At 57.7% G+C, this 15,408-nt stretch carries 10 protein-coding genes; 3 read left to right on the top strand and 7 right to left on the bottom strand.

Annotated features, from left to right (window positions below):
* Positions 1-325: 325 nt before the first annotated feature.
* Both leuS and HMPREF2760_RS01695 read right to left on the bottom strand, forming a co-directional pair.
* Positions 326-3,175, bottom strand: a complete 2,850-nt coding sequence (leuS, locus tag HMPREF2760_RS01700) for a leucine--tRNA ligase (RefSeq protein ID WP_070596473.1) — start codon at positions 3,173-3,175, stop codon at positions 326-328.
* A gap of 82 nt (positions 3,176-3,257) precedes the next feature.
* Positions 3,258-6,980: a type I restriction endonuclease subunit R gene (locus HMPREF2760_RS01695; protein ID WP_083304465.1), complete on the bottom strand. Its 3,723-nt coding sequence runs from the start codon at positions 6,978-6,980 to the stop codon at positions 3,258-3,260.
* 366 nt (positions 6,981-7,346) lie between these two features.
* Between HMPREF2760_RS01695 and HMPREF2760_RS01690 the strand changes: the two genes are divergently transcribed.
* On the top strand, positions 7,347-7,640 hold the full coding sequence (locus tag HMPREF2760_RS01690) for a type II toxin-antitoxin system Phd/YefM family antitoxin (RefSeq protein ID WP_070596472.1): 294 nt from the start codon (positions 7,347-7,349) through the stop codon (positions 7,638-7,640).
* Between the two features lie 51 nt (positions 7,641-7,691).
* Here the strand turns inward: HMPREF2760_RS01690 and HMPREF2760_RS01685 are convergent, their stop codons facing one another.
* Positions 7,692-8,174 carry an excisionase family DNA-binding protein gene (locus tag HMPREF2760_RS01685; protein WP_246823604.1) on the bottom strand — a complete coding sequence of 161 codons (483 nt, stop codon included), beginning with the start codon at positions 8,172-8,174 and terminating at the stop codon, positions 7,692-7,694.
* 294 nt (positions 8,175-8,468) lie between these two features.
* Between HMPREF2760_RS01685 and HMPREF2760_RS01680 the strand changes: the two genes are divergently transcribed.
* Positions 8,469-9,647, top strand: coding sequence for a hypothetical protein (locus HMPREF2760_RS01680; RefSeq protein ID WP_070596470.1), 1,179 nt, complete (start codon positions 8,469-8,471; stop codon positions 9,645-9,647).
* Positions 9,648-9,823: 176 nt separating this feature from the next.
* On the opposite strand, the gene HMPREF2760_RS01675 is transcribed toward HMPREF2760_RS01680, so the two are convergent.
* Genes HMPREF2760_RS01675 through HMPREF2760_RS01665 form a run of 3 tightly spaced genes read right to left on the bottom strand, consistent with a single transcriptional unit; the run spans position 9,824 to position 13,534 of the window.
* On the bottom strand, positions 9,824-10,765 hold the full coding sequence (locus HMPREF2760_RS01675) for a restriction endonuclease (protein WP_070596469.1): 942 nt from the start codon (positions 10,763-10,765) through the stop codon (positions 9,824-9,826).
* Positions 10,765-11,931 (bottom strand): restriction endonuclease subunit S, encoded by a 1,167-nt coding sequence (locus HMPREF2760_RS01670; protein WP_083304464.1) that lies wholly within the window; start codon positions 11,929-11,931, stop codon positions 10,765-10,767. Before HMPREF2760_RS01670 ends, HMPREF2760_RS01675 begins: the two co-directional genes overlap by 1 nt.
* A gap of 1 nt (position 11,932) precedes the next feature.
* Complete coding sequence (locus HMPREF2760_RS01665) at positions 11,933-13,534, bottom strand: type I restriction-modification system subunit M (RefSeq protein ID WP_246823603.1); 1,602 nt, start codon at positions 13,532-13,534, stop codon at positions 11,933-11,935.
* Positions 13,535-13,661: 127 nt separating this feature from the next.
* Here HMPREF2760_RS01665 and HMPREF2760_RS01660 point away from each other — a divergent pair, with 127 nt between their 5' ends.
* A complete protein-coding gene (locus HMPREF2760_RS01660; protein ID WP_070596468.1) occupies positions 13,662-14,270 on the top strand; it encodes a CueP family metal-binding protein in 609 nt (202 codons plus the stop codon).
* Between the two features lie 417 nt (positions 14,271-14,687).
* Here the strand turns inward: HMPREF2760_RS01660 and HMPREF2760_RS01655 are convergent, their stop codons facing one another.
* A complete protein-coding gene (locus tag HMPREF2760_RS01655; RefSeq protein ID WP_083299192.1) occupies positions 14,688-15,311 on the bottom strand; it encodes a Fic family protein in 624 nt (207 codons plus the stop codon).
* Positions 15,312-15,408: the final 97 nt, after the last annotated feature.

Below are 15,408 nucleotides of genomic sequence, written 5' to 3'. Positions count from 1 at the left end.
TCACCCCGCTACGCACCCCGAAACCGGAAGAGCCGGTAAAAGGCATCTTTGGGTCTAAAAACGCCATCTGCACTGAGTAAATGGCGTTTTTGGTCGCGAAAACGCCATTTGACTGATGCCTTTTGTAAGACGCCTTTTGTCAGTTGCCTCCTGCATGTCAATGGAGGCACGCAGACGTTGCGCGCTGCGAGGGGAGTGACGAAGGTACACGCCTAGGCGCAAAACTGCCCTAACTGACAATTTTCCCCACGATCCTTCGCTGGAAGGGCGCTGGTTTCGTCAACTAGGGCAGTTGCGGCCGCCATCTAACGGAGCCACGTTGGTTTTACTTCACCACCAGGTTGACCATGCGGCCCGGGACGTAAATCTCCTTGACCACGTTCTTGCCGGCGGTCAGCTCGGCGATGCGCTCATCGCTCTTTGCCACGCCCACGACGGTGGCTTGGTCGGCATCGGCGGGCACCATGACGCGGGCCTTGACCTTGCCGTTGATCTGTACCGGAACCTCAATCTCATCGTCGACGAGGTACTTCTCATCGAACTCCGGGAAGGACTCGTAAGTAATGGTCTCCTCGTGACCGAAGCGCTTCCACAGCTCCTCCGCAATGTGCGGGGCAACAGGGGAGACCAGCTGCGCTACCGGCTCAACGGCCGCGCGCGGCGCTCCCTTCGGGTAGGTCTTGGTCAGGTAGTTGACGTACTCGATGAGCTTGGCCACGACGGTGTTGAGGCGCAGGTTCTCATAGTCGTCACGCACGCCGGCGATGGTGCGGTTAAGCTGCTTCAGGTCATCGTCGGAAAGCGCGGCGTCCGTCGTGGACAGCTCGCCGGAGTTCTCATCGATAGCCAAGCGCCACAGGCGCTGCAGGAAGCGCTGCGCGCCCACCACGTCCTTGGTCGCCCACGGGCGGGAGGTATCCAGCGGGCCCATGGACATCTCGTACACGCGCAGGGTATCGGCACCATAGTCGTTGCAGATGTCATCCGGGGCCACGGCATTCTTCAGGGACTTGCCCATCTTGCCGTACTCCTGGTTGACCTTCTCATCCCCGTAGTAGAACGCGCCATCGCGTTCTACTACCTCGGCGGCCGGGACGTAGACACCGCGGGAATCCGTGTACGCGTAGGCCTGGATGTAGCCCTGGTTGTACAGGCGGCGGTAGGGCTCCTTGGAGCTTACAAAGCCCAGGTCAAAGAGCACCTTGTGCCAGAAGCGCGAGTAGAGCAGGTGCAGCACAGCGTGCTCAACGCCACCGACGTAGAGGTCAACGCCGCCCGGATCGTTGGCGCCGTGCTCTTCTGTACGCGGGCCCGTCCAGTAGCGCTCATTCTCCAGATCGCAGAAGACTTCATCGTTCGTCGGATCGATGTAGCGCAGCTGGTACCAGGACGAACCTGCCCACTGCGGCATGACGTTGGTGTCGCGGTAGTACGTCTTGGGGCCATCCCCAAGACCCAGGTCCAGCTCCACCTCAACCCACTCGCGGGCCTTGGCCAGCGGCGGCTGCGGGGAGGAATCGGCATCATCCGGATCGAAGGCCACCGGCTTGTAATCTTCCACCTCAGGCAGCTCGATGGGCAACATCGACTCCGGCAGCGGGTAGGCCTGGCCGGCCTCGTCGTAGACGATGGGGAAGGGCTCGCCCCAGTAGCGCTGGCGGGCAAACAGCCAGTCACGCAGCTTGTACTGGATCTTCTCGCGGCCTACTCCTTGTTCCTCCAGCCACGGAATGATGGCGGCGATGGCCTCATCCTTGGACATACCGTTGATGTCCAGGGAATCGTTGGCGGAGTTTACGGCCTTGCCGGACTCCGTGTACGCCTCCTTGGTGATGTCGCCGCCAGCAACCACTTCAGTAATCGGCAGCCCAAAGACCGTGGCGAACTCATAGTCACGCGTATCGTGCGCCGGGACCGCCATGATGGCGCCGGTGCCGTAGCCGGTCAGGACGTAGTCTGCGATGAAGATCGGCACCTGCTTGCCGTTGACCGGGTTGGTGGCATAGGTACCCAGGAAGACACCGGTCTTTTCCTTGTTCTCCTGGCGCTCCAGGTCGGACTTCGCGGCGATGGACGCGCGGTAGGCCTCCACGGCCTCCTTCGGATCATCATGACCGAAGGTCCAGCGCTCATCCACATCATCGTCATAAGGGATGGGGGAGAGGAGGGCGTCGACAAGCTCGTGCTCCGGGGCCAGCACCACGTACTCCGCACCGAAGAGAGTATCCGGGCGGGTGGTGAAGACGTCGATGTTGTAACCCTCGGCGTGGAAGCTGACCTCTGCACCACGGGAGCGGCCAATCCAGTTACGCTGCATGGACTTGACCTTCTCCGGCCAATCCAGAAGCTCCAGGTCATCGAGCAGGCGGTCGGAGTAGGCGGTAATGCGCATCATCCACTGACGCAGGTTTTTGCGGAAGACCGGGAAGTTTCCGCGCTCGGACTTGCCCTCCGCGGTGACCTCCTCATTAGCCAGCACCGTGCCCAGGCCCGGGCACCAGTTCACGGTGGAGTTGGACAGGTAAACAAGACGGAATTCGTCGAGCGCGTGGCGCTGCTCTTCCTTGGTGAGATCCGCGTAGTAGCGGCCGTCCTTGGTGGTGCGCTTGCCCACCTCAAGCTCCTTGATGAGCTCAGAGATCGGGCGCGCCTTCTGCTGCTCTTCATCAAACCAGGAGTTATAAATCTGCAGGAAGATCCACTGCGTCCACTTGAAGAAGGAGGGGTCGGTGGACTCCACGGAGCGGCGCGGATCGTGGCCTAAGCCCAGAATGCCCAGCTGGCGGCGCATGTTCTTGATATTCGCCTCCGTCGTGGTGCGCGGGTGCGTACCCGTCTGGATGGCGTACTGCTCCGCCGGCAGGCCGAAGGCGTCATAACCCAACGTGTGCAGGACGTTCTTGCCCAGCATGCGTTGATAACGCGCATAGGTATCCGTAGCGATATAGCCCAGCGGGTGGCCCACGTGAAGGCCTGCGCCCGAAGGGTAGGGGAACATGTCCTGGATGTTCAGCTTCTCCGCGGGAAGTTCCTTACCCTCCTCCGCGAGCGGACCGACTGGGTTCGGCGCGTTGAACGTGCCGTTGTCCTTCCAGTACTGCTGCCAGGCCTTTTCAATCTGCGCGGCGAGCTCCGGCGTGTAGCGGTGGGTGGTGTTATCGCTCGGGTTAGTCATGGTTAGACAGTGTAGTCACCGTACGGACATCACCCCAGTTAGACCCAGCTAGACCGCGTCCTTTCCCGCAGAGCGGCGGCACTTAGTTAGCCTGTGCCGTTGCTTCAATCCGTTCAAGGCGCTTGCGCAAATCCACGATGACATCGGTCTTGTTGTAGAAGATATCGACGACAGAGCCCTCTTCATCAAAGGGCGGCTGGAAAATTTCCTCGTAGGCCACGCCACCGTTGTGAACCAGCACGTCCACCAGCATCTTGATGAAGCGGATTTGGGCGGCGCTGAACGAAGTGTTGCTGAGAAGGTCCGCAAATTGCTCCTGGACTGCAGCTTCATCAAGACCTACCAAGCGGCGAATGAAGGCAGGAATACTGTCTCCACCCATGCGTTCCCGCAGCTTGTCAATGCTTTCCTCGAAGCCCACGCTTCCCCCGCCAGCCTGAGCCACCATGGCTTCCAACGCGGCAACATCCTCTGCGTTAAGCGCACGTGCACTACGCAACTTGATCATCGCGAGATCGTTGTCGTGTTCCTGCAGCACATCACGCAGCTGTTGTTCGGCCTGAGAGGGGTAAGAGCCTGTTCCGGGCAGCCGCCCAGGCATCTCATCATCGATCGTGAGTTCACCCATCTCATCTTGGATGTCGAGGGTCACGGCGTTGCGCTTTCCCTTGGGCACGAACTGGATGAGCGAACGCATGCCGATGCGGATGGTCTCGAGGTCCTCGACCGTAACGTTCTTCCACCACTCCGGATCCAGCGCGCGCTCGAGGAAGGACCGCCGCTCGGCCACCATGGGGATGGTGGAGCTCACGGCCATGAGATCATTCGCCATACCCTCCACGCGTTGGCGCATTGCCGCAAACTCGGGGCTGTGGTCGAGCAACCCCACTTGGAGCTTCAGAATCACCAGATCAAAGCGCTTAGCTGTCTCTGGTTCCTTCATTGTGTTCAGCGGCAGGTGTGCGAGATGGCGGCGCAGCTGCTCAGCCTTTTCCTCATTCACGTCGTCCCAGGCGGAGCGCTCGCGGTAGCGCATCAGGGTTTCTTTGTCGCCGGGCCGGACCATGATGTGGCCTAGCGGCACAGACGCCGTTGAGGCGTGGAGGGAGTCGGCAAGCTCGGCGCGCAGTTCTGGGGCATCGGAGTGCTTGTCCAGCTGCGCGAGCAATCCCACGCGGGCATCAAAAAGCTTTTCCGACAGCGATCGCGGGCGTCCCGTGGCCGAATCACGGGCTTCACCCTTGTAGAACTCATCCACGTTGCCGCAGAAGTCAAAGATGAGGAAGTGGGTCTTATCCATCCCTGGTCCGAAGAGGTCCGAGCGCAATCGCGTCCCTCGGCCCACCATCTGCCAGAACTTGGTGGGGGAGTAGATGGGCTTGAAGAAGACGAGGTTAACCACCTCGGGCACGTCGACGCCAGTGTCCAGCATGTCCACGGAAATCGCGATGTTGACGTCCCCGTCCGGATTTGCAAACTCGTCTAAGGCCGACTGCGCATACTTTGTGTGCGTGGTGATCACGGAGGCACCAGTGCGCGAATACTCCGGGAACGTCGCGTCAAAGACTTCCTTAATAAGCTCCGCGTGGCGTTGGGTTCGAGCGAAGATGATGGTCTTTCCCAATTGGTCGCCGCCCACGCGAATCCCGTTCTCCACCACGGTTTTCAACACCTTGCGTATGGTGTCCTTGTTGAACAGGTAGCGGTTGATCTCCGCCGAGGAAATCTGCCCGGGCGGATCTAGGCGCCCACCGTCCTCGTCGGTACCCCAATCGGACGTGTCCCACGCCAGCTGTTCCTCGGGGGAGAGCTCGTCATAGGACATACCACGACGCAGGAAGAGTGAGTCCTGACGAGCCGTCTTGAAGGGAACGAGGTTTCCGTCTGCCACGGCTTCATCGAGGCCGTACTCGAAGGACGGGGTTTTATCTTCCATCTCAAAGAGCGCATATGTGTCATGGTCGATCTCGCTCTTCGGCGTCGCCGTCAGCCCCACCACGTAAGCATCGAAGTACTCCAAGATACGCTTGAAGCGGTTGTAAACGGAGCGGTGGGCCTCATCCACGATGATGAGGTCAAAGTCGAACGGCCCAAACTTGGCCGGCTTGTCTCCGTCATCCCCAATCAGGTTCATCATGGTGTTGTAGGTAGTGACGTACACATCACCTACCTGCTCAGGATTCTTGATGAGGTTCACGGGCGTGGACTCCGCGTACATGCTCACAAAGGCCTTGTGCGCCTGATTGACCAAGGCAGTGCGGTCCGCCAGGAACAGCACCTTGCCCACCCAGCCGGCCTGACGCAACAGCTTGGCGGTGGCCACGGCCACACGCGTCTTACCAGTTCCCGTCGCCATGACCAGCAATGCTTGGCGACGCCTCCGCCTCTCCAACGTCTCCGTCACCGCGCGGATGGCCTCGAGCTGGTACGTGCGGGCACCACCGCCAGCAATCTCCGTATCAACCGCCGTCTCACTCAATAGGGCACGCATGGTGCGCCGCCCGATCATGCGGCGAAATTGCTGCGCAGTGGGGAAACCTTCAACCTCTCGGGCGGGATAGCCCACACCGGAGCCAGGAAGGTTAGCAGCATCATCGATCAGGTCAATGTGATAGCCGTTGGTACACAACATGACCGGCCGTGTGCCGTATTCGCGCTCGATGCAGTCCGCGTACAGCTTCACCTGTTGGGAGCCCACGCTCATAGACTCCATCGATTTCTTCGCTTCGATAACGGCCAGCGGTGTGCGGTCATCATCCCACAAGACATAATCTGCGAATCCAACACCGGAGGTGTTGGGCATACCGTGTAACTCGAGCTCTCGGGTGATTGAATCATCACTAAACTCTGCTGCTTCGAGCATCGGGTCAATGAGCTGTCGGCGGGTCTCGGCCTCGCTGATCGCCAAAGGCGCAGCCGACGGTGCTGCCACCCCAGCGCGCTCTGCCGCGGCTGCTTGCTGCTCAGCCAACTGCTCCTGAAGGGCCTCAATCTTGGCTGCAAGCTCCTCTTCGACCTGCCGTGCAGCTTCGCGCTCCGCTTCGGCTTGCTCCTGGGCATCAGCGATCTCCGCCTTCGCCTTAATCTCCGTGCTCCGCCGCTTAAGCTCGAACTGGGCGGCCTCACGAAGGCGCTTCTCCTCCGCTTCACGCGCGGCTTCCTTGGCCTCATCGAGCAGCAGCCGGTTCTTCTTTAGCTCCTCATCTTTCTGTTCCAGCTTTTTGAGGTACGCGGCGGTCTGCGCTTGGGAGCGCCCAGCAACGTGAATGCCTGAAGAGTCAGCTGTGGCTTGGCCCAGCAGGTTAGTATCAAAAGCCGCCTGCGGACCCGGTGCGGCCTGAGGGTTGGCCGAGTGGTACCGCACCGCCCAGGCCATGAGGTCATAGAGGTGCGCCGCCGCCTTCCGCGCCCTCTGCGGGGAGGTCGGCGCTTGCTTGCCTTCCATGTCGTCGGCGTGTGCGGCGTCGTTGCCGCTCTTGCGCAAGAGAGTCATCTTGCGCAACATGGTCTGGTTATCCACGCAGTCAGTGAAGGCACGATCTCGGGTCATCTGCGCCAAGCTGAAATCCCGACTATCACCCAAGTTCCGGAGCACCCAGATGTGGCTGACCACTCGCTCCAGCACCTTGCGCGCATAGAAGCAGGAAATCACGGGGTCCGCATCGACGAACCGCTCTACCTTCAGGCATTCCTCATAGGCCGTGGGCCAGACGTAACGTACAAAGCTGAAGTTGCTGCGTGCAGGCCCACCCGGCACACCGTTGCGCCCGGCAGTCGGGGGAGTCGGGGGAGTAGTGGTCACCATAGAGTTCTCCAGGGACAAGTTTTCACATCACCAGTTACGTGGTGTCATATCGAATACAGCTTGATTCCAGTAATTCTAAGTCACCGCCCTATACCTAGCTACCAGAATTACTCCGTTCCCGGGCCAATCTCTTCAGCCTCTCTTCCCTAACCTTTCGCCGTCCTCCCTGCCTATCATCGTCCTCCCTGGTTAATCACTCCATTCGCCCCTTGTCCTTGCCTAAATACGCCACTAAAATCACCGTTGTCCTGCAGTTCTACAGTTGGCTGTTCCAAGGTCCACCACTCAAAAACAAGGACACCAATAAACCAATAAAGAAGGACAAAACACCCGTTCACCGGATGTTCAGACAAGGCAGCTAAAACGATGACCCGTATTTCTTTGCGCGAACTCACCCAGCGTTCTGACCACATAGTGCGTGCAGTGGCCGCTACGGGTCACAACGTGGTCATCACTGACCGCGATCAAGCCATCGCTCGAATTGTCCCCATCTCATCCTCAGATAGCCCCGTGGAGCAGTTAGTGGCTGCCGGAATTTTGAGCCACGCTCCAGAGCCTTATTCACAGCCAGCCGCCACAGCCCCGCAGCCAAGGCACACAGACAATCTGCGTCCTGGAACCGACATTATTTCGCTACTGGACCGTGACGACCGCTTGTGATGGCTTATGTGGATGGCTCGTTGCATGACCCCATCCAGATGCGCCGACAGACTATCCACGCCGAGCCTTCTGCGCCGCTTCCTTGCGGACGTTCTTAAAGATCTGCGTAATGTCAAGAGCGCCGTCAGTGTTATCTAGAGTATCTACGTCATAGGCACCAGCACGCTGGGCCTCGGACGCCAGCTCTCGCAGTGCTTTGCGGCGTTCACTCCGCAGCCCATCCCGGTACCGCAATAGGTCAACGAGCCGCACTCTCCTATGTCTTCCTCCGGTAGTACGCTCAAATGCTATCGATCCATCCTCAAGCTTCTTCACCAGAGTCGGCCTACTAATGCCCAGAAAATCTGCCGCTTGCTGCGTTGTAAGCAACTGGTCTACGGGCGCAACAGTCACGGCCTTTCCTTGCTGCATCGCGTGAACTGCGTCTAACAACACGCTCAATGCCTCCTCGGGCAGATCTACCGCCTGCCCGTCGGGCCCCACTAGCGCAGTTGGTCCCGACTGCTGCTCTAAGAACCTGTTCACGTCAAGCATGGCTTTCAGGTCCTGCGGCGGAAGCGTCGTGTGGGGGCGGTGATTCCGTGCCTCATTCATAAGGCCATCATAGGGCAATTCGAAAAATTCGAAAGAGCGAACGCAGCTCCTCCCACTCGATGAATGCCTACTCAATTTCATGCTGCGGCATGCATCGTTTCTTCAAGGCAGCAAGCCAACAAACAAGCAGATCCATAAAAATAATTTTGATTACTAATAACCAAGACTTCAGACACAATCTTGGGCTATAACTACAAGGTCACTATTTCTCTTCTCTGAAAGTTGAACTCTCTCATGACATACTCTCGGCTCGGTCTTGGAGTCTCCATCGCCGTTTCGCTCTCCTTGGTTTCTGTCCCTTCCGCTACTGCTCTCGATGCTCAGCTGGACACTCGCAATGGCAAAGAGATTTGTGTGGTCTCCCTCGACTCCGCGGAAAAGGAAATCTCTAAGAAGTACTTCGCTGCGAAACTCGAGGAACAAACCAAACTGCAGAACCGCATGCGCCAGGACTTCCCGCAGTATGCGGACAGCTTTGCCCGCCTAGACTCCGCCCCTCAGACCCACAAAATGCTCACTTTCTGGTCTGACATCAGCTTCTTTGCACTCCCCACTGAGGCTGAGCTTGCAGCTCAGGGCTACGACCGCTTGGACGCTTCCTACCTCGTATTCACCAATTCTGACACTGAGGCCAAGTACAAGGATTGGGCGGCCAACGGATATCCCTTCAATTGGGAAGTGGCGCGCAATTGGACTCCCAGCGAACTCGCTGAGTATCCCTACGGCGATCTCCCCGTAGTGAACTCACAGAACGGTGAAGTCGAGGATTCTGCCATGGATCTTCGGGCGCAGGTGCCCTCGTACTCCGCAGGTCTACATGCTGGTTTCCCCACTACTTCTCAAAAGCTGACCAATCTCATGAAGCCGGGGGAGCTTCGTCTGCAACCTCTCGAGGATGAATTCGAAGCCGTAGCAGGCCTCGAAGTCATGGGCTTTACCTTGCCCTTCAGCTCCACTGTCACCCTTGCTGGTGCTTGCGAAAACGCCTACCTCGCGAAGGAACAATCCGAAGCTGAGGCCTCTACTACGTCGCCGACCTCTGAACCAGTTCCGTCCACTAGCACAACCACGGCACCGACCACTTCCGTTGTGCCTCCTTCTTCGACGAAACCAACCACAACCCGTCCGGCTAAGACCACCCCGGCAGCTACTCCTACCGCACCCGCGAAGCCGACCACGGCAAAGCCAACTACAACCAAGCCCAAGCCGACCACGACCAAGTCCACCTCTGCGCCTACATCCACCGCGCCCGCAAAGCCGACCACAACCACTCCAGCACCGAAGCCCAACAAGACCAATGACAGCGGTTCCTCAACTGGCGGAATCATCGCCATCGTCTTGGCAATTCTTGCCGCCGCAGGTATTGGTGTTGTGGCCTTCCTGCCGCAACTAGGGTTCAAGCTCCCTTTCTAGAGATTGGCTTCTTAGGTCATCGCCATTAACTCTTTTAAGGCAAAAGGGCGGAAATAGTTTCCCTGACCCGACTAATGACAGGCGCCCAGCTCAACGAAATGGAGCTGGGCGCCTGTCATTTTTCAACGCTGCGAAAGGCTGCACTCGCTCCCGCAAACGCAAGAATCCGCCCCTACCTACTCGAAGTAATCCTCATCCACCTCGACCAGGGCCACGGTCCTCTTGACCTGCACGCCCACGCCGTAGCGGATCATCAGTTCCGCCAACCTTTCCCCGTCGATTAAGACGACGCGTGACGACACCGCATCCGCATACTCCTGCGCCTTATCTGAAAAAGTCGCTGTAGTCAGGAACACCCCTCGATCCGCCTGCGCACCCTGCAGCGCGCCCACGAATCCCTGAATAGCCGGTCGGCCGATGCTCTTATCCAACGCATACCTCTTAGCCTGCACGTAAATACGGGACAGCCCCAGCGCATCCTGGTCAATAATTCCGTCAATTCCACCATCATTGGATAACTGCGTGCGTGTAGCCTTGCCCTGCGTACCGCCATATCCCATGGCCATGAGCAAGTCCAGCACTGCCTGTTCAAAAAACGCCGGGTCATTGTCGTGCAACCGAGTCAGCAGCTCACCAGCCACGAATTCGTTGTTGCGAGACACACCGGTTTCCACCTGCTCTACCGGATCGAGCTCGCTCTCGGCCTCTGGAAGGACGCTTTGCTTATCAGCGCTTACCTCGTCCCCAGCCTTACGCCCAGGATTCCTGCCCCGCCACGTAAGTGCCGCTTCCGTGCCCGCAATCTCTCCCAACAGCTGCTTCTCTGTCATTCCTTCGGGGTAGCGCGCCAACAGGTCACGGCCAAAATCTGTAATTTGAAAACGCGCCCTCGCCGGTGAAGTAATGGCATTCGCCTTCTTAAGGAATGTCAACGCCCACCCAACACGGTTTTCAAAGCGCGACTGCCCCGACGCAATGGTCTCAAGCCTCTCTTCATCAGTAATGCCCGCATAGGACGCAGTTATCTCGATGAGCTCCCTACGCCGGAGCTCAGCACCATTTGCGTTAAGAGCCTCCAACACCGAAATCATGTAAGCTTCCCATCTTTCGATAGCCACTAGAGCTCTCCTTGAAATGCGCGAGTGGATAGGGACTGTCGAAGCTCCTCAAAAGAGGAACGCTGAGTTTCAGCTCTTTCTTGTTCTAACTTCAATAACTCAATTTGAAGCGATAAGGCTCTTACGTCATCTCGCGTCAAATTTGGGATCGGTGTTCGAGAAAGCTGCGACTTATTTATCGAAGCAATTCCAGTTGTTTGTTTCGCTGACCTCAAGAAATGCTTCTTAGGCCTCGAACTACTAAGTATCGCAGCCAGCACTTCAGGCGTCATTACAGTCGAGTCTTGCAGAATGCGGACGCGAAAAATGTGGTTTTGATGGATGCAAACCGGGATCTCGTTATTCCACACTGTTCCTCTCCCCAGCTTGTCGGGATCCCCGCCTTCTGTTAGAACGATGTCGCCCCGCTGCAACTGATATCGCGATATTTCGTCATTTGTCGCGTTGATTTCCTTAATCGGATGCAGTTGAAGGAATCCATCCTTAACATTGGAAACCGAAAGATACGGCACTATCGAGGTTGTACTCTTTTTCGAGACCTTTCTACCCTTTGTAATTCCAGATTGAATTTCGGAGATGGTACCAAGCTCAACTTCTTGATCCCCCCTTGCCTTTAGAAACTCTTCAACGACAACCCGCTTTAGAGCTTCAAGGCCTTCGACTTTCTTTATCTGTATTGAGGATAGCCGGCCAACCTCGTCCAAAACCGCCGCGATGCGGCGCTGCTCGTCGAGGGGAGGGAGGGGGATTTTCGTTCCCAAAAACTCCTTACGGTTAACATGCTTCATCGTTGCTCCATGGAGATGCTTTTTCATTTCCCCAAGAGCGGCTGGGATAATATGCTTCAAATAACTCGGTTCAACTTTGTTGGTCGGTACCACCTTAAAAATGTGCTGGTTCAGAAGAGCATTCGGGCCATCCCACTCAAAGACCCCTAAGGTCGCCGACCATGAAACTAGGATGTCGCCTTTGGAAACTGAGTACTTTTCCGGTACTCGTCGGCTCGTATAATTGAACGCTTTGTTAGTTGAAGTTAAGTTCTGAATCCTGATGATAGGTCGCCCTTCTTCTCCCCAATCAGCAGGTTTGAAGGCGTATCCATTCACAAAGTCCGCCACATCCCCCAACCGCACCATCGGCCAATCATGCTTTGCAGTGCGCGCCATGTTATTTCCCCTCGCTGAGCATAGCCTTCAGGTTGGCAAGGCCTTGGGTGATGTCGCGGTCGAGTTCTTCGATTTCGGCGATGATGTCCATGGGGTCGCGGGTTTCTTGTGCTTCGAGGACGATTTCCTTGTAGCGGTTCATGGAGAGGTCATAGTCGGCTTGGGCAATCTCCTCCTTGGGCACGGTGAAGGAGTAGTCGGTGCGGGCGCGCTCACGCTCATCGGTGGTACGGGAATGCCAGCGGGCAACCACGTCCGGAAGGTTGTTGAGCTTCAGCTGCTCGTCGGTGAGGGTGACGGGCGTGGGGTCGTCGGCACGCGCAGGATCGCTTAAGTCCTGGATGTGGGAGGTAGGGGAGGGGCCGAGCAAGGGGCGCTCGAGAAGCGGGGTGCGCTTGTCATCCAGGGAGTAGCCATCCGCGGTGACGTCATAGAACCACACCTCGTCGGCACCACCGGAATCGGTGCGGGTAAAGCACAGCACGGCGGTGGACACGCCCGAGTAGGGCTTGAACACGCCGGAGGGAAGTTTGATGACAGCATCCAAGCGCTGATCCTCAACCAAAGTTTTACGAAGGGCCTTGTGCGCCTTCGTGGAGCCGAAGAGGACGCCTTCAGGGACAATCACTGCGGCGCGGCCGCCCGGCTTGAGCAACTGCAGGAAGCGGTGAACAAAGAGGATCTCCGTCTTCTTGGCCGTGGTCACGGACTTGAGCTTGGGATCAATGGAGTCCTTATCCAGGCTGCCTGCGAAAGGCGGGTTGGCCAACACGAGGTCGAAAGCCTCATCAAACGTTGTGGGTAGCTTCTGCAAGGAATCGTGGTGCGAGATGTTGGGCTCTTCAAAACCGTGCATAAACATGTTCATCGCGGCAATGCGGACCATGGTTTTGTCAAAGTCGAAGCCAGTCAGGCCCTCTTCGGTGAACTTAGTGCGCGTGTCCTTGTTGTAGAGGTCCTCACGGTGATGCTGAACAACCCAATCATTGGCGGCCACCAGGAAGCCCGCGGTGCCACAAGCCGGGTCGATGATCCGCTGCGTTGGCGTCGGCTCCATGAGCGCTACAAGGAGTTCGATGATGTGGCTGGGTGTACGGAACTGACCATTCGTGCCCGAGGTAGACAGCTTGTCCAGCATGTACTCGTACAAGTCGCCCTTCATGTCCTTGTTTGGAAAGTGCAAGTGGTCAATGAGCTCCATGACACGCGAGAGCGTGGCCTCAGATTCAATCTCGAAGGAGGCGTTAGCCATGTGTCCCTGGAAGCCGGTGCCGCCCATCTCCTTGAGGAAGGGGAAGACCTTGGTGATGATGGTTGCCTTCCGGCGGGCGATGTCACGGTCCTCGATGAGGTTGCGCCACCGCAGGTCCTGTTGGCTGGCATCAAAGATGTCTTCCGTCGCGGTGGGATCTCCTAACGCCCGGCGCTTATCAATCTGAACCTGGCGCTCGTCCAAATCCTTGATGAAGAGCAGGTAGGTGAACTGCTCGATGACGGATACAGGGTTGGAAATGCCGCCGGACCAGAAGGTGTCCCAGATGCGGTCGACGTTATTTTTGAGGGCGCCGGTAATCATGTACTTCAGGGTAGCTGTTGCAGCCATTGAGACAGCTATATGGGAAGGCTCAGCCCGCGTAGCGCGAAAAGATGATCCTTCTCTCATTCCATTGATAGATACCCCGGTGGGGTATAGGCTTGGGTCAACACAATCGGACCCATTCGGAAGACTTATGAAACGCCTCATTTCTCTTGCTGCCGCCTGCGCCGCAGCCATCACCCTGTCCTCTTGCTCTACTGACAGCCCCGTACCGAGTGAAGCCTCGAAAAGCGCCGCTTCCAGCACCGACATCCAACAGGTGCCTGCCGAGGAGATCCTCGCCGAGTTCGATCTCGAAGGGTTGGATGGCCCGGGGATCGTCGACAAGCTGGACCGCCAGTCCAAGGACGAGCGCAATAGCGATCTCCTCGCATCCGTGCGCCCGAACGAGCTCATCCTCGCTACTGAACAGGGTCAGGCCTCCCTGCCGCTGCCGGAGGACAAGTTCTACGTCTCCATCGCGCCGTACATGACCCAGACCCATGACTGCTTCAACCACTCCCTGACCACCTGCACCGGTGAGCTCAGCCAGGAAGACATCCACGTCACCATCACGGATGACGAAGGAAATGAGCTAGTCAACGAAGACACCACGACGTTCGACAACGGCTTCATTGGCTACTGGCTGCCGGCCGACAAGAAGGGCACCATCACCATCGAGCAGGACGGCAAGACCGGCGAGGTTCCCCTGGATACCTCTGACGAAGGCGGCACCTGCGTGACCACGCTGCAGATGGCATAATCTGCCCATTCACTCACCACGGTGAATCCCACCTCCTGGGGTTCACCGTTTGTCGTTTTATGGTGTCCACGCAGTGCTTGCCGACGTCAACAGTGTTCTGGGCAAGTCCCCATACGGCCACTCCCTGAAGAATTCTCCGAGCAGGCAATTGACCACAACAAGTCCGCTGGTGTCGTCAACTCTGTTCCTTTTAGCCACGCCACCCCGTCGGCGCCGGCTTCTTGGGCGCAGGCGTTGTGGCTGCCCTGCTCGGCGCCATCGCCGCATTCCTGCAGTCTGTCGGCGTGGTCAAGGCTGACTTCTCCGCTCTGCAGAAGATGTTCCGCTAAGCACTACAGCACTATGCACTAAAGGATGCGCTGAGCATTCAGCCCCCCACGTCGGCCCTCCGCTTCGGAAGCGGAGGGCCGACTGCGCTTACTGGGAGGACTCCTCTAGGCAGTCATACAGGAAGTCCATCAAGGTCGTAGCGTCATCGGATCGGAACAGTTCATCGAGGGCAAGGTTGAATTCCAGCCTTCTCGCATTAGGGGTATTAAGTGCTGCGTAGCCATTGCTCATCAAGAGGCCTGACGCCACAAGCCGTGCGGTTCGCTTGTTTCCATCGAAGTAAAACTGGCTACGCGTGGCAGAGCAGAAATAGGCCAACGCTTGCTCGACTGGGTTTTCAAGCCCTTGGAGGGACACCAGCAAATCGGCATGGGCTTCACCCAATTCATCAGCAGGGTCGAAAGGGATGAACCCGCCATCCATGAGCCGCACTCCACCGCCATCTCCCTCCACGTGCCCTTCACCACGGAAAAGACCAGCGTCCAGGGCCTCGTTCCTTGCAAGCACGGCATGGAGTGCATCACTGATGCCTTTGTCCACCGCGAATTCTTGTTGGCTAACCAGCTCATGGAGCAAGTTGAAAGCCTCCGACAAGTCCAAGATCTGTTGCTGTTCAGCAAGTGCTTTCCCACCCACAGTGACGCCATCGAGCAACGTACGGACTTCTGGGAGGGTAAACGTGTTTCCTTCCAGCGCGGCAGCGTTCCACACCAAGTCAGGAAGTTGCTTGGTTAATCGAAATAACGCACGGTCAGTCCCTAACTCCGAAACGTGCGGCCGCTCATGGTGCTCCCAGCTCACTCGGCTC

Source organism: Corynebacterium sp. HMSC065D07 (genome assembly GCF_001810695.1).
Taxonomy (GTDB): domain Bacteria; phylum Actinomycetota; class Actinomycetes; order Mycobacteriales; family Mycobacteriaceae; genus Corynebacterium; species Corynebacterium hesseae.
Note: the sequence above shows the minus strand (reverse complement) of the source record. Positions and strands in the feature narration are given on the sequence as shown.